This is a genomic window from Bacillus sp. FSL K6-0993, from assembly GCF_037977205.1.
GTDB classification, from domain to species: domain Bacteria; phylum Bacillota; class Bacilli; order Bacillales; family Bacillaceae; genus Bacillus; species Bacillus subtilis.
In genome coordinates this window covers 696,680-714,892 of record NZ_CP150275.1, presented here as the reverse complement: position 1 = coordinate 714,892, position 18,213 = coordinate 696,680, and the positions used below count along the sequence as shown (strand labels likewise).

General features: G+C 45.5%; 11 protein-coding genes and 1 pseudogene. 3 read left to right on the top strand and 9 right to left on the bottom strand.

The window, feature by feature from the left end; genetic code table 11:
• Positions 1–769 precede the first annotated feature (769 nt).
• From rlmD to srfP, 3 genes are all read right to left on the bottom strand, one after another.
• A complete protein-coding gene (gene rlmD / locus MHH79_RS03695; protein ID WP_340034991.1) occupies positions 770–2,149 on the bottom strand; it encodes a 23S rRNA (uracil(1939)-C(5))-methyltransferase RlmD in 1,380 nt (459 codons plus the stop codon).
• Positions 2,150–2,458: 309 nt separating this feature from the next.
• The gene (locus tag MHH79_RS03690) at positions 2,459–3,370 is read right to left on the bottom strand and encodes a diacylglycerol kinase (protein ID WP_003233894.1); all 912 of its coding nucleotides are present in this window, start codon (positions 3,368–3,370) and stop codon (positions 2,459–2,461) included.
• 323 nt (positions 3,371–3,693) lie between these two features.
• Positions 3,694–6,852 carry a surfactin resistance protein SrfP gene (gene srfP, locus MHH79_RS03685; RefSeq protein ID WP_063335627.1) on the bottom strand — a complete coding sequence of 1,053 codons (3,159 nt, stop codon included), beginning with the start codon at positions 6,850–6,852 and terminating at the stop codon, positions 3,694–3,696.
• A gap of 131 nt (positions 6,853–6,983) precedes the next feature.
• Here srfP and MHH79_RS03680 point away from each other — a divergent pair.
• Positions 6,984–7,872: pseudogene (locus MHH79_RS03680) on the top strand (TetR/AcrR family transcriptional regulator).
• Here MHH79_RS03680 and gatB read toward each other — a convergent pair.
• Genes gatB through gatC form a run of 3 tightly spaced genes read right to left on the bottom strand, consistent with a single transcriptional unit; the run spans position 7,869 to position 11,076 of the window.
• Positions 7,869–9,299, bottom strand: a complete 1,431-nt coding sequence (gene gatB, locus MHH79_RS03675; RefSeq protein WP_003219444.1) for an Asp-tRNA(Asn)/Glu-tRNA(Gln) amidotransferase subunit GatB — start codon at positions 9,297–9,299, stop codon at positions 7,869–7,871. The pseudogene MHH79_RS03680 and the gene gatB sit on opposite strands and share 4 nt — an antisense overlap.
• A gap of 13 nt (positions 9,300–9,312) precedes the next feature.
• Positions 9,313–10,770: an Asp-tRNA(Asn)/Glu-tRNA(Gln) amidotransferase subunit GatA gene (gatA, locus tag MHH79_RS03670; protein ID WP_003242878.1), complete on the bottom strand. Its 1,458-nt coding sequence runs from the start codon at positions 10,768–10,770 to the stop codon at positions 9,313–9,315.
• Between the two features lie 15 nt (positions 10,771–10,785).
• Positions 10,786–11,076 carry an Asp-tRNA(Asn)/Glu-tRNA(Gln) amidotransferase subunit GatC gene (gatC, locus tag MHH79_RS03665; protein ID WP_003219442.1) on the bottom strand — a complete coding sequence of 97 codons (291 nt, stop codon included), beginning with the start codon at positions 11,074–11,076 and terminating at the stop codon, positions 10,786–10,788.
• A 413-nt stretch (positions 11,077–11,489) separates the two neighbouring features.
• Between gatC and opuE the strand changes: the two genes are divergently transcribed.
• Together opuE and MHH79_RS03655 are read left to right on the top strand one after the other, a co-directional pair.
• Positions 11,490–12,968, top strand: a complete 1,479-nt coding sequence (opuE, locus tag MHH79_RS03660) for a proline transporter OpuE (RefSeq protein ID WP_003242814.1) — start codon at positions 11,490–11,492, stop codon at positions 12,966–12,968.
• Between the two features lie 105 nt (positions 12,969–13,073).
• The gene (locus tag MHH79_RS03655; protein ID WP_010886431.1) at positions 13,074–13,772 is read left to right on the top strand and encodes an MgtC/SapB family protein; all 699 of its coding nucleotides are present in this window, start codon (positions 13,074–13,076) and stop codon (positions 13,770–13,772) included.
• A gap of 37 nt (positions 13,773–13,809) precedes the next feature.
• Here MHH79_RS03655 and MHH79_RS03650 read toward each other — a convergent pair whose 3' ends face one another.
• The 3 genes from MHH79_RS03650 to ligA all read right to left on the bottom strand — a co-directional run bounded on the left by MHH79_RS03650 (position 13,810) and on the right by ligA (position 18,194).
• Complete coding sequence (locus MHH79_RS03650) at positions 13,810–14,820, bottom strand: phosphotransferase enzyme family protein (protein WP_080030642.1); 1,011 nt, start codon at positions 14,818–14,820, stop codon at positions 13,810–13,812.
• Between the two features lie 161 nt (positions 14,821–14,981).
• Positions 14,982–16,172 carry a CamS family sex pheromone protein gene (locus tag MHH79_RS03645; RefSeq protein ID WP_076458660.1) on the bottom strand — a complete coding sequence of 397 codons (1,191 nt, stop codon included), beginning with the start codon at positions 16,170–16,172 and terminating at the stop codon, positions 14,982–14,984.
• Between the two features lie 15 nt (positions 16,173–16,187).
• Positions 16,188–18,194 carry an NAD-dependent DNA ligase LigA gene (gene ligA, locus MHH79_RS03640; protein ID WP_063335624.1) on the bottom strand — a complete coding sequence of 669 codons (2,007 nt, stop codon included), beginning with the start codon at positions 18,192–18,194 and terminating at the stop codon, positions 16,188–16,190.
• Positions 18,195–18,213 lie beyond the last annotated feature (19 nt).

The window sequence follows — 18,213 nt, the reverse complement described above, 5'->3', positions numbered from 1 at the left end:
CATATAAAAATCTCCCTCTACATTTGCTACTACATATTTCTTTTCTTAATAAGCATCCATATTTTTTGGAGTATTCTATAAAATAAAGGGATGGGGCACAAAACCCCAATATTCGATGAGAAGTCAAACGCTACAAATATTTATACTTTTTGAAAAAATCTGCTTATATAAGGGGCTTTTGTACTAACTATTTATTTTTAAAGAATAATAGAGAAAAATTCATGTATACAAATTGTATTACTACATTTCTAAATAAAATTGCTGAGCTATTGACACATTGTCTCATCAATCCTGAGCGAAATAGTGTCTATTTCTACTCTTAATTATTAATATTAGAAATCAGCTGTGATCACTTTTTTAAAACATCTAGCATCGATTTGGACAATCAGGAAATTTTTATATCAATGTAAGCAATCTATTCAACAGAAAAAGAATTCAGTAAAGCAAATTAGAATCTTTGAGAAGGAATTAGAACGGCTCAGACAAAAGAAAAAGAAGTCACTCAATTTGTTTATTAACGAAAAAATATCCAAAGCAGATTATGATGGAGTGTCAGCGATATCAATGCCCAGACGGACATTATCAATTCTAAAACCGAGCAATTGAAGTCTTCTCTTGAAACCAATATCGATGAATTAAACAGCAGTTAGATGCTTTTATAGAATTTCAAGAATTAACTCAAGAAATACTTCCCGCTTTCTTGAGACAATTGAAATAAAAGCAGATGAAGTCCGAGAATTTTTTATCGATTCTCGAACCCATCTGCTTCTTATTTAATTAATTTTAGCACAGCCACACACTCCACATGATTCGTATGCGGAAACATATCCACAGGCTGCACTTCGAGCGTCTGATACCCGCCATCCTCAAGCACCCGCAAATCTCTCGCAAGCGTGCCAGGATTACAGGACACGTACACAACCCGCTTCGGTTTCATCTCTACAATCGTGCGTAGGAGGGCTTCGTCGCAGCCTTTTCTTGGTGGGTCGACGACTAGCGTATCAGCTGTAATGCCTTCTTCATACCACTTTGGAATCACGGTTTCCGCTTCTCCGACCGCGAACTCAGCGTTTGTGATGCCGTTGAGCTCAGCATTTCGTTTGGCGTCTTCAATCGCTTCCGGCACGATTTCTACGCCGTACACTTTTTTAGCTTGCTTCGCCAGAAATAGAGAAATCGTTCCAATGCCGCAGTAGGCGTCGATGACGGTTTCTTCACCTTGAAGCTCCGCGTACTCAAGCGCTTTGTCGTAGAGCACCTTTGTCTGCTCTGGGTTGACCTGGTAGAACGATCTGGCGGAGATGGCGAATTTGACGTCTCCGATGAGGTCGTAGATGTATTCTTCGCCCCAGATGACGTTTGTTTCGTTGCCAAAAATGACGTTTGTTTTGTTTGGGTTGATGTTTTGCACGATGGATTTGACGTGCGGGAATTGCGCTGTGATGTCTTCGATGATCTTCGCTTTGTGCGGAAAATCGTTCGTTCTTGTGATGAAGACGATCATCATTTCTCCCGTTACCACACCGTATCTGACCATGATGTGGCGGAGCCAGCCTTTGTGGCGTTCTTCGTTGTAGGCTTTGACACCGTAGTTTGCGCAAATGTCTTTGACAGCTTGAACGGCTTCGTCGTTTTTGGATTGCTGGATCAGGCAGGCGCTCATGTCGATGATGTCATGGCTTCTTTGCTGATAAAATCCGGCGACGAGTCCGCCTTCTCGCTCTCCTACCGGCACCTGTGCTTTGTTTCTGTAGTTCCACGGGTCTTCCATGCCGAGTGTCGGGTGCACGGTGACGTTGGACAGGTCCAGCTTGCCGATGCGTTCTAGGACGTCTTTGACCTGTTTCTGTTTAAACAGGAGCTGGCCTTCGTAGGTCATGTGCTGAAGCTGACAGCCTCCGCATTGTTTGTAAATCGGGCATGGGGCGTCCGTTCTATGCGGGCTTTCTTCCTTCAGCTCAATCAGACGGCCGAAGGCGAACCCTTTTTTGACGCGTGTCACTTTGATTTGGGCTTTTTCCTCGGGCAGGGCATTCGGCACAAAGATCGGGAATCCTTGAACCTTTGCGACGCCCGCTCCTTCGTGCGTCAAATCCTCAAATGTCACGTCATAGTATTCGTTTTTTTCTACTGGGGGTTTCATTTTCATCTATAATCACCTCTAGTTTTAAGCGAAAGAAAAACTTGGCCTATTCAAGCCAAGTTTCAGCGTGTAGGCAAACCTTCGCATTCGTTGTCAGTCCTGTGCTTCGGTGCTCACGTAAAAAGACCAGCGGCTAAAAACTAGAGCGTCCTGCTCAAACGCCGCTGTCACCGCATCCTGCGGAAGTACGCTCCAATGCTCGCCCTTCCTAGACTTCAAAGGTTTTCAATCACGCTGAAAAGATGACAAAATCCTAAAACGAAAACTGTTTTAGGATTTTGTCAACATTCTGAGCTTGGCTTACAAAGCCAAGTTTTAGTCATCCAGCTGTTCCGCTTTCTCCTTCGGCATGACGACGTGAATGTGCCGGTACAGATTCACGAATTCGCCCGGCAGCATACCGCCGTACTCGCCGTCCAGGTTCAGCTGCATCTTTTCTGATACATTGACTTTCACACGGTTCGCTTTTGTATAAATAATGTGCTGATCGTTGATGTGTTCGCCGCGAAGCGCCATCGTGGCAACCCTGATAAATTCAGCAAGGTTTGCTTTCTTTAGTATCATCAAATCAAACATGCCGTCATTCAGGCTGGAATCCGGCGCGAGTTTTTCGAACCCGCCGACGGAGTTTGTCAGCGTGACCAAAAACAGCATGATTTCACCTTGAAACAGCTTGCCATCATATTCAATCTCGACTTCTGTCGGACGAAGTGAAGGCAGCATTTCCATTCCTTTTAAATAATAAGCAAGCTGGCCGAGCATCGTTTTGAGTTTGCTTGGCACGTCGTACGTCAGCTCCGTCAGACGGCCTCCTCCGGCGATATTGATAAAATACTGGCCGTTGACCTGTCCGATATCAATCGGGCGGGCGACGCCGTTAATGACCGTATCTGCCGCTTTTAAAATATCCTCTCGCGGAATGCCGAGCGCTCTGGCGAAGTCGTTTGTTGTGCCGACTGGAATCACACCGAGTGTCGGACGGTTGTCTAAAGGTGCAAGCCCGTTGACGACCTCGTTGATCGTTCCGTCTCCGCCTGCCGCAATGATCAGGTCAAACTCACGCAATGCTGCTTCCTTGGCAGCGTGTGTAGCGTCTCCTGCGCATGTCGTCGCATGGGTGGAGGTTTCATAGCCGGCTTGTTCAAATTTTTGCAGGACCTGGGCAAGATGCTTTTTAAAGATCTCCCGTCCTGAAGTCGGATTGTATATTATGCGTGCACGTTTCATTATCTCATCATCCTACTTAAGAGTATCCGATCCATTTTTACACTAACAACCTTTAATTATACTATGAGTTAAAAAAATCGCAACAAAATGTACATAATCTTACAGGTGAAAACGCACAAAAGCTCAAAACTGATTCTTGTTTTGAGCTTTTGTCATCCTTAACATTCTTTCAGCTTGATTGAAAACCCTTGTAGTCTAGGAAGGGGGAGCATTGGAGCGGAGCGAATGTAGAATTCGTGAGCATCGACGCGCAGACCTGACAACGAATGCGAGGGTTTTTCAACAAGCTGAAAGCCTCAGCATAGCTGAGGCTTTTTGTTTTTTTATTCTTCTTCTGTTCCAGGTTTTTTCTTGCGGAACTTCGCCAATACTTCATATACGATTGGCACGATCAAGAGCGTCAGAAGCGTTGAACTGATCAAACCGCCGATAACCGTGACGCCGAGTCCTTTTGAAATGACTTGGCTTCCGCCTTCGAAGCCGAGTGCTAATGGAATCAAGGCGCCGATTGTCGCAATGGCTGTCATCAGGATCGGACGGAGTCGTGTAGAGCCGGCTTCCAGGAGCGCTTCTCTCGTAGACAGGCCTTCCGCTTCCTTATGAATCACGCGGTCAATTAAGACAATGGCATTCGTGACAACGATACCGATCAGCATGAGCATACCGATCATTGCGTTCAGACTGATCGTTTCACCTGATACGTAAAGTCCGACCAGGGCACCGATGACTGTGAACGGCAATGAGAACAGAATCGCAAATGGCGCTAGTGCTCCGCCGAAGGTAATCACGAGCACAAGGTAAACGATCGCTATTGCTGCCAGCATCGCTAAACCGAGCTTCGTGAAGGAATCAGCGATATCCGCTGATACGCCGCCTGTGTCAATCGATACGTTATCAGGATGATCTAGCTTATCGATTTTCTTCTGGATAGCAGCTGATACGGCTGTGACGTTGTCAGATGTAACCTCACCTGTGACATCCGCATAGACTTTTCCGTCACGTTTTGACACGGTATCTGATGTTGATCCTTCTTTCACTTTTGCCACATCGCCGATTTTGACTTCCTGGCCAGTCGCGGAAGTGATCTTTTTATTCTCTAAATCTTTCACACTCTTATACTCGTCTTTTTCTGTCTTAATGTTCACATCAAGCTCTTTGCCGTCTTTTTTCACGGTGGTGAGCGGTTCTTGCGATGTTTGTGACATTAAGGCCTGAGAAATTTGAGACGCGGTTAAACCGAGTTTGCTTAGTTTTTCTTGGTCAGCGACAAATGTGTACTCATCATATGTGCTGGAAAGGCCTGAATTTACGTTTTTCAGATCCTTTTCATCTTTCATGATTTTTTCAATGTCTTTGACCGTGTCTTTAATATCGTTTTCAGAATCGCCATACACATAGTATGTTAATTGGTTGTTATTGCCTGAAGAGCTGAAGTCCTGTGACTTCCATTCTCCGCGGTCAGATTGCTTTTGGATTTCCTTCAGAACGTTATCTTTTTCTTTATCAAAGTCAGGTGTGTCGCTTTCATATTTGATATAGAATAACGCACCGTTAGAATCTCCTCCGGCAAGCGGGCTTCCAGAGCCTAATGAATACTGAACCGTATCGACATGCTTGCGGTCAAGCAGGATTTTTTCTGCTTTTTCAGCTTCATTTTCGGCTTCTTTTTTCGTTTCACCCGGTTCTGGGCTGTATGTGAGCTGCATCGTTTTTTCTTCCTCGGACGGCAGGTAGCTGGCACCGATTAACGGTACGAGGAACAAGCTTCCAAGGAGCATCAGAACAGCGATGATAGACGTGATCCATTTGTGGCTCAGCGCCCAGTTCAATACTTTTTTATAGATGTTTGCAAGTCTGCCAGGTTTGTGTTCTTTTGCTTTAATCGGCGCGCCCGTTAATGATTTTTTGAACAGGCTGTGTGCAAGCATCGGCACAAGCGTGATCGAAATCACCAGGGATGCGGCAAGCGCAAAAACAATCGTTAAGGCAAATGGAATAAACAATTCACCGATTTGTCCGCCTACAAGTGCGAGCGGCAGGAATACCGCGATTGTCACGATCGTCGATGACATGATCGGCTTAAACATTTCCTTCGTCGCTTCACGAACTAAGGCTTTTCCGCGGAGCGGCTCGTCTTTGAGTCTCATTCGGCGATAAATGTTCTCGATCACAACGATGGAGTCATCGACTACACGTCCGATGGCAACGGTCATTGCGCCGAGCGTCATAATATTTAATGTGATATCAAGCTGCTGAAGCACAAGGAGTGCGATCAGCAATGATAATGGAATTGAAACTACCGAAATTAATGTTGATTTGATATCTCTTAAGAATAAGAGAATAATCACAATCGCAAAAATAGCACCGAAAATGGCTTTGCTTAACATCGTGTCAACTGACTGTGTGATCGGCTCCGCCATGTCGAGAGTTGCGCTGTAATTGAAGCCTTTATGGTCTTCTTTGAACTTCTTCAGCTCAGCTTTGACATTGTCGGCAACCTCTACCGTATTCGCATCGTTTGCTTTGACGATGTTGATGCCGATGCTGTCTTTGCCATTTGTGCGTGAAACGGATTCAGCTTTTTTCACATCTTTAATTGTAGCAATGTCAGAAAGCTTGACCGTCGGCACTGCTGTGCTTGCGCTTTGCTGCGCCTGTGCTGCCGCTTGCGCGCTTTGAGCTGCTTGAGCACTCTGCGCACCCGCTTGAGATGCTGCGCTGCTGCCTGCACTTGAAGCAGATGCCGTCGGGATTCTCATATTCTTCAAATCTTTAATTGTTTCAATATCGCCGCTGACGACGACAGATTTTTCTTCATTTCCGAATGTGTACAATCCAAGCGGAGTTGTCACATCTGAACCTTGAATCACTTGCTTGACTGTATCTTCATCAAGGCCGTATTCTTTCAGTTTGTCTTCTTTGAAAGAGAATTCAACCTCTTCCACCTGCTGGCCAGATACTTGGACGGACGCAACGCCTTCTATGCCTTCAAGTTTAGAAACGAGGCTGTCCTCCACTTGTTTCGTTAGCTCTTGCAGGTTATCTTTATCACTGGACACGCTCAGCGTCAGAATCGGGAATGAGTTCAAGCTGTAGCGTGAAATCTCCGGATCCTTCGCGTCATCAGGCAGGCTGACGTTTTCTAACGCTTCAGCTGCTTCTGTTTTCGCTTTGTCCATATCTTTCTCATAATCATATTCAATCATGACCGACGATGCGTTTTCATAGGACGTCGAAGTCACAACACTGACACCGTCCAAGTTCTGCACGGCTTGTTCAACCGGTTTGGTCACTTCATCAGCCACTTGGCTTGGTGTCGCACCCGGATATGTCGTGCTGATCGTCAAGTAAGGCATGTTCACGTCAGGAATAGACTCTTGCTTCATATTCATACCCGCATACAAGCCGGCTGCCGTTACAATAATCGTCATCAGCCATACGGCGAATTTGTTTTTCAGAACGAAATTAATAACGTGATTCATCATATCCTCCATTACATTTTTTATTGACTGACTGGTCATTCTATATAATACTAAACGTTATAACGCAACAACGTCAACTCATATACCAGAAAATTTTACTAAATTTTTCAAGGATTAAGGGGAAGCACGTCATGAATGAAAAAAAAGAGAGAATCATAAAAACCAGCATTCGTTTATTTGCGAAAAAAGGATTCGCAGCTACGACGATCCAAGAAATCGCCAGTGAATGCGGCATTTCGAAGGGCGCTTTTTATTTGCACTTCAAATCGAAAGAAGCGCTGCTGTTATCTGCCTGTGAATATTATATCGGTATGTCTATGAACAAAATGAAAAATATAGAAGAAGATCTCGCAGGAAAGCCGCCTAAAGAAGTTTTGAAAAAACAAATTGGCGCACAATTTGAGGATTTTCGTGATCATAAAGATTTTATCGTTCTTTTGCTTACCGAAAATATCATTCCGGAAAATCAAGAAATCAAGCAATACTTTTACAAAGTAACCATGGAGACGGATAAGCTGTACCGGAACGCCTTGCTGGTATCCTATGGCGAAGGAATCGAGCGGTATGTCGCAGATCTGTCCATCATGGCAAGAGGCATTGTGCATTCTTATATGAACGTGATGGTATTTAACGGTGAGCTTAATATCGATGCAGAAGAAATCTCAGCCTTTATTATTGAGAGACTGGATGATCTTGTACAGGGGCTGAGCCGTTCTGCACTCAATCCGATTGTGTCAAAAGACATTTTCAACCCGATGCCTGCGGGGAAGGACCAGCTGCTTGAGGACATTCAGAAAGTGAAAGAAAACAGCACGCTGCCCGAGGATATCACCGTGTCACTTGATGTTATCGAGGAAGAATTGACTCAGGATAAACCGCGCAAGCCGATTATTAAAGGCATGCTGTTCAATTTGACCGGAACCAACGACAAAGAAGTTGAAAGGCTCCGGGCCCTCATCTCAGTCTTTATCTCAATTTGACCATAAAAAAAGCAGCCTCTGCGGGCTGCTTTTTTATTAGCGTTTTTTAATTTCTTCAAGCAGAATTTTGTTGACCATCGGCGGGTTGGCTTGTCCTTTGGACGCTTTCATAATCTGTCCGACTAGGAAGCCGATCGCGCGGTCTTTTCCGTTTTTAAAGTCTTCGATTGATTGAGGATTGTTGTCAAGCGCCTCAGTGACAAGCTTCAGAAGCACGCCTTCGTCAGAAATCTGAACAAGGCCTTTCTCTTTCACAATCTTCTCAGCGTCGCCGCCTTTTTCAATCAATTCTTTAAACACTTTCTTCGCGATCTTAGAAGAAATGGTGCCTTTTTCAATCAATTTGATCATGCCGGCAAGGCCTTCAGGTGTCAGGGCAACGTCGGCAAGCTCTTTTTGTTCTGCGTTTAGGTAAGCTGACACTTCACCCATCAGCCAGTTAGACGCTTGTTTGGCTTCAGCGCCTTTTTGAACGGTTTCTTCGAAGAAATCAGCCATTTCTTTTGTCAGCGTCAGAACCATCGCGTCATATGCAGGCAAGCCAAGCTCTTCGATATAACGCTTGCGGCGCTCATCCGGAAGCTCAGGAATGCTTGCTTTTACGCGTTCCTTCCATTCATCATCAATGTAGAGCTCGACTAGATCCGGCTCTGGGAAGTAACGGTAGTCGTCAGATCCCTCTTTGACACGCATAAGAATGGTTTTCTTCGTTGCTTCATCATAACGGCGAGTTTCTTGCTGGATGACGCCGCCGGAAAGAAGAACCTGCTCCTGGCGTTTTTCTTCATGCTCAAGGCCTTTTTGAACAAACGCAAAGGAGTTCAAGTTTTTCAATTCCGTTTTTGTGCCGAATTCCTCTTGGCCGATCGGACGAAGAGAGATATTGGCGTCACAGCGAAGTGAGCCTTCTTCCATTTTACAGTCAGAAACGCCTGTATATTGGATGATGGATTTCAGCTTTTCAAGATACGCGTACGCTTCTTCCGGCGTGCGGATGTCCGGCTCTGATACGATCTCAACAAGCGGCGTTCCTTGGCGGTTGAAGTCAACAAGAGAATAGCCGTCGCCCGTATGCGTCAGTTTTCCAGCATCCTCTTCAAGGTGAAGGCGCGTGATGCCGATGCGTTTTGTTTTGCCGCCGACTTCAATTTCGATCCAGCCGTTTTCGCCGATTGGCTTATCAAATTGAGAAATCTGATACGCTTTCGGGTTGTCAGGATAGAAATAGTTTTTGCGGTCAAACTTCGTATCCGTTGCGATCTCACAGTTGAGCGCCATAGCGGCTTTCATTGCGAATTCAACGGCTTCTTTGTTCAGGACAGGCAGGACGCCCGGATATCCGAGGTCAATAACGCTTGTCTGCGTATTCGCCTCCGCGCCGAATGGCGTTGGAGAGCTTGAGAAAATTTTTGATTTTGTTTTTAACTCAACGTGGACTTCAAGTCCGATTACCGTTTCAAAGTTCAATTCTTTTCACCCCTTACAGTTCAGGTTTTGCTTTATGATGGTCTGTCGCTTGTTCAAATGCATGAGCAACGCGGTATACAGTGCTTTCATCAAAGTGTTTTCCGATGATTTGCAGGCCGAGCGGAAGACCGTCTGCTAATCCGCATGGCACGCTGATTCCCGGTACGCCGGCAAGGTTGACCGGAATCGTTAAGATATCGTTTGCGTACATTGTGAGCGGATCCTTCGTGTTTTCACCGATTTTAAACGCAGGTGTCGGTGTAGTCGGTCCAACAATAACATCATATTTTTCAAATACGTCTTCGAAATCCTTCTTAATCAACGTACGCACTTTTTGCGCTTTTTTGTAGTACGCATCGTAGTAGCCTGAGCTTAAAGCAAACGTTCCAAGCATGATGCGGCGTTTGACTTCATTTCCAAAACCTTCAGCGCGCGTTTGCTTGTAAAGGTCGATCAGGTTATCCGCATTGTCTGTGCGGTAGCCGTAGCGGATGCCGTCAAAGCGTGCAAGGTTCGCTGACGCTTCAGAAGATGACAGCAGGTAATATGTCGCAAGCGCGTATTTACTGTGCGGAAGAGACACTTCTTCCCATGTAGCGCCGAGACCTTCAAGGACTTTCAGCGCTGCCAGGACAGATTCTCTCGCTTCTTTGCCGACACCTTCACCAAGGTATTCTTTCGGAACGGCGATTTTCAGTCCTTTGATGTCTCCAGTTAATGAAGAAAGAAAATCAGGCACGTCCACATTTGCACTCGTGGAGTCCATTTTGTCTACGCCGGAAATCGCTTGAAGTAAAAACGCGTTATCCTCAACCGTACGTGTAATCGGCCCGATTTGGTCTAATGAAGACGCAAATGCGACCAGGCCGTAACGAGATACACGTCCGTATGTAGGTTTTAATCCGACAACGCCGCAGAAAGATGCCGGCTGACGGATGGAGCCGCCTGTGTCAGATCCAAGAGAAAACGGAACTTCTCCCGCAGCAACCGCAGCCGCAGATCCGCCGCTTGAACCGCCGGGAACTGTATCCAGGTTCCAAGGGTTTTTCGTCAGCTTGTAAGCAGAGTTTTCGGTAGATGACCCCATGGCGAATTCGTCCATGTTCAGTTTTCCGATTGTGACCGCTTCAGCGTCTTGAAGGCGCTGAACGACAGTAGCGTCATAGATCGGATCAAAGTTTTCGAGAATTTTGCTGGAGCATGTTGTGCGCAGCCCTTTTGTTACAATATTATCTTTTACGCCGATCGGCATACCGAAAAGAAGACCGTGCTCAGAACGGCCGTCAACCGCCTCATCAAGCTCCTTCGCGTATGCGCGCGCTCTTTCTTCATCTAATGCCAAAAAGGCTTGTACCTTATCATCAACCGCTTGGATGCGTTTATAAGATTCGTCAACCAGATCAGAAATCTTAATCTCTTTTTTATGTATGAGCTGTTTTAATTCTGTGATTTTATGATCAAATAATGACATTCTTGTGTCCCTCCTTTAGTCCAGAATTGATGGCACACGAATATAGCCGTCTTTATGGTCAGGCGCATTTTTCATGACATCCTCAACCGGAAGACCTTTACCCGCTTCATCTTCTCTCATGACATTTTTCATTTTCAGCACGTGAGTTGTAGGCTCCACATTGTCTGTGTTAACCTCATTAAGCTCCTCGGCAAATGAAATGATACTGTCGAGCTGTTCAGTGAACATTTTTGCTTCTTCTTCAGTAATCGCAAGTCTTGCAAGGTGCGCAACGTGCTTTACTTCTTCTATTGAAATTCGTGACATATGATCCACCTCCACATATTTCTCCGTTAAGTCATATAATACTGATCATATCAAAAACAAGCCCTTTAAAGCAACAAAACGCCTTAAGACAGGCCTGTGTTTTCGAAACAATACCCTATATATTTTATACTAAAATGAGGAGAAGGAGAAACGAAATATTTTTCTGAATATTTTTACTTTAATTATTTTTTGAAAGCGTTTTATTCTTTATTCCCTTCTAGGTTTGTAACGGTATTTCTCGCTCATGATCAAGGTTTCATCGCTTGAATGGCCGGGAATACTTTGTTAGGTTAAGTTACCAAGTGCACCCGCAAAAGAATTTCTTTTGATTTGCACTTACGCCAGGCTGCTTAACTGGCACCATCAATTTGAGAGGTGATGCAACATTATTAGAAATGAAGAGAGGGTAAAACGTGAGTATTGAAATTATTATATCTTTAGGAATTTACTTTATTGCCATGCTGTTAATCGGCTGGTATGCATTCAAGAAAACCACTGACATCAATGATTACATGCTTGGAGGAAGAGGCCTCGGACCATTCGTTACTGCTTTGTCTGCCGGTGCGGCCGATATGAGCGGATGGATGCTGATGGGTGTTCCCGGCGCGATGTTTGCGACAGGGCTGTCCACCTTATGGCTTGCTTTAGGTCTTACAATCGGGGCGTACTCAAATTACTTGCTGCTGGCTCCAAGGCTGCGTGCTTATACAGAAGCGGCGGATGATGCGATTACGATTCCTGATTTCTTTGATAAACGATTCCAGCATTCTTCATCACTGCTGAAAATCGTATCTGCATTGATCATCATGATCTTTTTCACATTGTATACCTCTTCCGGTATGGTATCTGGCGGACGGCTGTTTGAATCTGCTTTTGGTGCGGATTACAAATTAGGCTTGTTTCTGACCACTGCAGTTGTCGTGTTATACACACTGTTTGGCGGTTTCCTTGCTGTCAGTCTGACTGACTTCGTGCAGGGTGCGATCATGTTTGCAGCACTAGTGCTTGTGCCGATCGTTGCTTTTACCCATGTGGGCGGCGTTGCTCCGACTTTCCATGAAATCGACGCTGTTAATCCACATTTATTGGATATTTTTAAAGGCGCGAGCGTCATTAGCATTATTTCCTATTTAGCCTGGGGGTTGGGCTACTACGGCCAGCCTCATATCATCGTCCGATTTATGGCCATTAAAGACATTAAAGATTTAAAACCTGCACGCCGAATCGGTATGAGCTGGATGATCATTACAGTTCTAGGTTCCGTGCTGACGGGTTTAATCGGTGTTGCATACGCCCATAAATTCGGAGTTGCTGTAAAGGATCCGGAGATGATTTTCATTATCTTCTCTAAAATCTTGTTCCACCCATTAATTACAGGGTTCTTATTGTCAGCTATTTTGGCTGCCATCATGAGTTCGATTTCCTCACAGCTCTTAGTCACAGCAAGTGCTGTAACAGAGGATTTATACCGGTCATTTTTCAGACGAAAAGCTTCTGATAAAGAATTGGTCATGATCGGGCGATTGTCCGTCTTAGTCATTGCCGTTATCGCGGTACTCTTGTCATTGAACCCGAACAGCACCATTCTTGATTTGGTCGGATACGCTTGGGCCGGCTTCGGTTCAGCTTTCGGGCCAGCGATTCTGCTCAGTCTGTACTGGAAGCGAATGAACGAATGGGGCGCGCTTGCTGCCATGATTGTCGGGGCTGCGACCGTGTTGATCTGGATTACAACCGGCCTGGCAAAATCAACCGGTGTGTACGAAATCATCCCTGGGTTTATTCTCAGTATGATTGCCGGCATCATTGTCAGCATGATCACAAAACGTCCTGCAAAAGCCTCTTACCGATTATTCGGTGTCATGGAAAAGCTGTTAAAACGCAAAAAGTAAGCAATAAGCCATCAAGCGCAGCTTGGTGGCTTTTGTGCTCTTGTTTTGCTATAAATACTGTGAGAAAATCATATTTATTTAAAAACACCATAGAGAAGGGGGAAGTTGCTGTTGAGCTGGTATATTGATCCTGATATTTTATTGAAATTGGGCATTGCCACATTGATTGGCATGGTCATCGGGCTTGAACGCGAATTAAAAAATAAGCCGCTCGGATTAAAAACCTGTATCGTCATCGCAGTCAGCTCATGCATGCTGACGATCGTCAGTATTAATGCGGCATATCATTTCCCTAAATACTACCGCATCATGATGGATCCGCTTCGTCTGCCGGCACAAATCATCTCCGGCGTCGGGTTTATCGGAGCCGGTGTCATCCTGCGAAAGAGCAATGATGTCATTTCCGGCCTGACGACATCGGCCATGATCTGGGGGGCAGCGGGGCTCGGGCTGGCTACGGGAGCCGGTTTTTATAAAGAAGCGTTTGCCAGTCTTCTTTTCATCCTGATCAGCGTGGAATTTCTCCCATGGGTGGTCAGAAAAATCGGCCCCGACCGCCTGCAGGAAAAAGACATCCGCATCAGAATGTCACTTTCTGATAAAGACAAAATGACAGAGATTTTAAAAGAAATGAAAAGAAGAGATATCAAAGCACACTCCGTTCGGATCGACGACCTGGGCGAAAAGGATTTTCCAATTATGGAAGTAAAGGTCCGCGTCCATAAAAACAGATACACGACCGATGTCTACTATGACATTAAAGCCATTGAAGGCGTAGTCGGCGTGAAGTGTGATACATTATAAAAGCCAATGGGACTGGAATCCCATTGGCTTTTTCTATCTACACCAGTGCTGAAAAATCAAATGCTGTAATCGGCGTGCCATTCTCTATATCTCTTCTGAAACCGGCCAGCATTTCTTTTTCCTCTTCTCCTATTGTGTTAAGGTCAAACATCTGATGCAGCAATCCGTAAATCAGCATATGGCGAAGGCGGAGGAAATCAGGTATTATCATCAGCCATGCAGGATCAAGCTCATTTTCCTCCCAGTACCCTTTCATAAAATGCGTCATAAATTTTTCTGTAAACGCAGCTTTATCATCATATGGCACAACAGGATACCACAGGACATTGTAGAGAAGAATGCTAATATCGTTAACAAACCAGTTGTAGCCGATATCATCAAAATCAAATGCCGTGATTTTGCCATGATCCCAGTTAAAATTGCCGTGGTGCAGATCCGCATGTACCAAGCCGTAGCTGTCCTGGCTTTTCGGGAGCCTCCGCAGTTCATTCATCAAAGAATCGGCTTGCTGAAACACCTTTATCTGATCTTCAGGCACATATTTTCTCAGCTTTAATTGCTCCTCTTCATCCCATTCCTGTCTTTTGAAAGCGGGATTGCTCAATTTGTAGCTTTTTGTCAGGCTGTGCATGCTGCCTGTGTATCTGCCAAGCTCATAAAATAGCGTTTCATTCCAGTCCGATTCATCCACTTTTTGCCCTGGCGCTTTCTCATACACTCTCAATAAAAATGACCCGCCGTTTCCGTCCGGCACTGCTTCTACGTCTTTTCCGTTCAGCGACGGGAGCGGTTTGGCTACTGAAATTCCCCCTATTGCAAGGTGACGGAGCCATTCCATCTCTCCCATTATATAATCAGAAGATCTCCGAATCGTATGGGTAATCTTTAAAATATAAGGTTGATTGTCTTTCATACATTCATATACATAGTTTTCCGCATCAGCCAGAAAACGCACCTGATCTTTTGAGAAACCGTATCTCGCTGCAGCTTCTGCCAAAACCTGCTCTTCATGAAATATTTTTTTGATATCTTTATGCACGTCTAACATCCTTTCATTGCTATAGATTTGATAATGATTGTTTTCACACGATTTCCAGCATCAACATACCTCCCCTTGATTTGTGTTTCGGCAGAAGCGGAAATATTTTCCCTTTTCCTGTTAATTGTAACATAAAAACCCTTGTGCCAATATGGCACAAGGGTTTTCTATCAGTCATAAATGTGAACAGTCGGCTCTTTATCTCCAGCATTGCGGATAATGACCGCTTCCTGTCCGTCTGAGGACGTGATATTGACTTCGACATCAACTGAGCTCTTAGAGTAGTAGTCCATCACTTCACCCGTTAAGAACTGGGTAAACGCGACAACTTCACTTTTTCCGTAGAATTGCATTGGTATGTCAATCTTCATTTTCTTCATTTCATCATTATCATACAGCGCTGTACCGACAACGCCTGTATAGTTCGGGAAATATTCTTCAATTGAATTTTTGAACCGCTTAAAGACCTCGGTGTCATCCGGGTATTTTTCTGCTGTGGTTGTATCCGCCGGATAGAATACATATTTTTCATTGATGTCATCCCAATTTGAGATATCAGTAGAGCCTGCTTTGACCTCTGTTTTGGCGATGAAGTTCCCTGGCACAATCGATGTTTTTGACGCCTGCTTATAAAGCGCGACGGTAATCGGCACATTCTTCAAATTATCCTTTTTACGGAGGCGGTTAATAACCTCCTGTGCAATTTTTTCTCCCTGCTGGCGAAGCGTGCTGTCTTTAATCTCCACTTCTTTTTGCGGGTCGCCAGTTTTTTCACGATAGTAATACACGGAGTTTAACGCCAGTCCGATCATGACGCCGCCAAGCTGGATAGAATTCTTGTCTTTTCTGACTAAATAATCGTGCTCAAGCATGGAGGCTAAATAAATCGGGCTGCTTTCGTTCTTTTCTTCTGTTGAACCAGAGCTCGGGAGCGCTGGGTTCAAGCCTTCATTTTTGAAGTTTTTATCTTCTTTTTCGGCTTTTTTCAAATCAGAACCCGTTTTTTTCCGTGCCAGCCAGCTTAATACTGTATCCTCATCTAAATATTGTCCTTCTTGAAACAGATAATCGTCAGTCGAGAAAGAATCTTGGGCAAGACGCATCAGCCCTGTTTCAAACTCGTCAATGTCCAGCCTAGTATTCAGCTGTTCCGTTGTTAAGCCGCGCGCTTTGCCTGCCTTAAACGGCAGCACCATTTTGTAATAGGAGTCAGAGATATTATATTTCGGGACAATCGCTTTTTCTGACGATTTCGCCGTCTTTTGCGTAATCTCTTCCTCCTTCTCCCCCCCGAAACCTGACGAGCAGGCAGACAGCATTAATACTGCCGCCGTTGCCGCCAATGCCAACGTCTTTTTCAATAGAAAACACTCCTCTTATTTCTTTAGCTCTCCCATTAACTGTTCTTCATTCCATACTTCAATGTTCAGCTCTTGTGCTTTTGTCAGCTTGCTTCCCGCCGCTTCTCCGGCGATGACCAAGTCTGTGTTTTTGCTGACGCTTCCAGTCAGCCTTCCGCCCAGCGCTTCAATTTGCGCTTTGGCTTCGTTTCTTGACAGCTCTTCCAGCTTTCCTGTCAGAACAATTGTTTTACCGGCAAAGTAAGAATCGCTGTCCTCTGCTTTTACTTTTTTCGGGCCTTTGTAGAGCGTGTTTACGCCCAGCTCCTGAAGTTCATTCAAGAGTTCCAGCATTTCTTCTTTATGAAAATAGGTGATCACAGCATCAGCCATTTTTTCACCGATTTCATCTACCGCGAGAAGTTCCTCTTTAGAGGCTTTTTTCAGGTTCTCCAAGCTTTCAAAATGCATGGCAAGCGTCTTTGCAGCCTTTGATCCGATAAAACGGATGCCAAGCCCAAACAGCAAACGCTCTAACGAATTTTCTTTTGATTTTTGGATGGAGCTGATCAGGTTTTCAGTGGACTTTTCACCCATGCGCTCGAGCTGGATGACTCGTTCCTTCGTCAGCTTATATAAATCTGCCACATTGCGGACAAGGTTTTCCTCAAACAGCTGTGTGATCACTCGTTCGCCGAGCCCGTCAATGTTCATGGCATTGCGGGAAACGAAATGGATCAGCCCTTCCCGGATTTGCGCCGGACATTCAGGATTTATGCAGCGAAGCGCCACTTCTCCTTCGATCCGGACGAGCTCACTGCCGCATTCAGGACATTCCGTCGGCATGCTGAATTCCTTTTCTTCTCCTGTGCGCTGTTCAACGAGGACATTCACAACTTCCGGGATGATATCGCCCGCTTTTTTGACGACAACCTTATCCAAAATCCGAATGTCCTTCTCTTTAATTAAATCTTCGTTATGAAGGGATGCTCTTGAGACCGTTGTGCCGGCAACTTTTACCGGCTCAAGAATCGCGGTCGGCGTAATCACACCCGTTCGGCCGACATTTAATTCGATATCGAGAAGCTTCGTCACGACCTCTTCAGCAGGAAACTTATACGCGATGGCCCAGCGCGGGCTTTTCGCCGTAAAACCGAGCTCCTCCTGCTGATCGAGAGAATCGACTTTAATGACAATGCCGTCTATTTCATACGGCAGGTCAGCGCGCTTCGCCTGAAGCTCATCGATCAGCGTAATGACTTCTTCTATGTCGCCGCATTTTTTTCGTTCCTGATTCGTTTTAAATCCGAGTTCGTCGAGAAAATCAAGCCCTTGGCTTTGCGTCTCCACACCCATCTCGTCAAGCTCCGCTATACTGTAGACGAAGATATCGAGGTTTCGTTTCGCTGCAATTTTCGGATCGAGCTGCCTGAGAGATCCCGCCGCGGCATTTCGCGGATTGGCGAACGGCTCTTCCTCATTTTTAATCCGTTCCTCATTGAGTGCTTCAAACGAACGCTTCGGCATATACGCCTCGCCGCGCACTTCGATCGACAGCTCACGGTTCATTTTGAGGGGGATATTGCGAATCGTCTTCAGATTCTCCGTAATATCCTCTCCCGTCGTTCCGTCACCTCGGGTGGCTCCTCTGACAAAATAGCCGTCTTCATAACGGAGAGAAACAGCAAGACCGTCTATTTTCAGCTCCACATTATACGCCACATCGTCACCGACGGCTTGGCGCACACGGCGGTCGAAATCACGAAGATCATCAGCATTAAAGGCGTTGCCCAGACTGAGCATCGGTGTGCCGTGGGTGACTTTTTGAAACGCTTCAAGCACGGCTCCGCCGACGCGCTGCGTAGGAGAGTCAGGCGTTCTGAGGTCTGGGTGCTCCTCCTCGATCGCAATCAGCTCCTGCATCAATCTGTCGTATTCGGCATCTGGGACGCTCGGTTCATCTAAGGTGTAATATTCATAGCTATACTTGTTGATGGTGCGGCGCAGTTCTTCTGCCCGCTGCTTCGCTGTTTCTTTGTCCATCTGCTTCTTCCTTTCCTCT

What these genes read in the sequence shown, in the direction of transcription:
- rlmD (WP_340034991.1), bottom strand. Translation starts at nt 2,149, where the DNA reads ATGAAAATGAAACCCCCAGTAGAAAAAAACGAATACTATGACGTGACA.
- MHH79_RS03690 (WP_003233894.1), bottom strand. Translation starts at nt 3,370, where the DNA reads ATGAAACGTGCACGCATAATATACAATCCGACTTCAGGACGGGAGATC.
- srfP (WP_063335627.1), bottom strand. Translation starts at nt 6,852, where the DNA reads ATGAATCACGTTATTAATTTCGTTCTGAAAAACAAATTCGCCGTATGG.
- gatA (WP_003242878.1), bottom strand. Translation starts at nt 10,770, where the DNA reads ATGTCATTATTTGATCATAAAATCACAGAATTAAAACAGCTCATACAT.
- gatC (WP_003219442.1), bottom strand. Translation starts at nt 11,076, where the DNA reads ATGTCACGAATTTCAATAGAAGAAGTAAAGCACGTTGCGCACCTTGCA.
- MHH79_RS03650 (WP_080030642.1), bottom strand. Translation starts at nt 14,820, where the DNA reads ATGTTAGACGTGCATAAAGATATCAAAAAAATATTTCATGAAGAGCAG.
- ligA (WP_063335624.1), bottom strand. Translation starts at nt 18,194, where the DNA reads ATGGACAAAGAAACAGCGAAGCAGCGGGCAGAAGAACTGCGCCGCACC.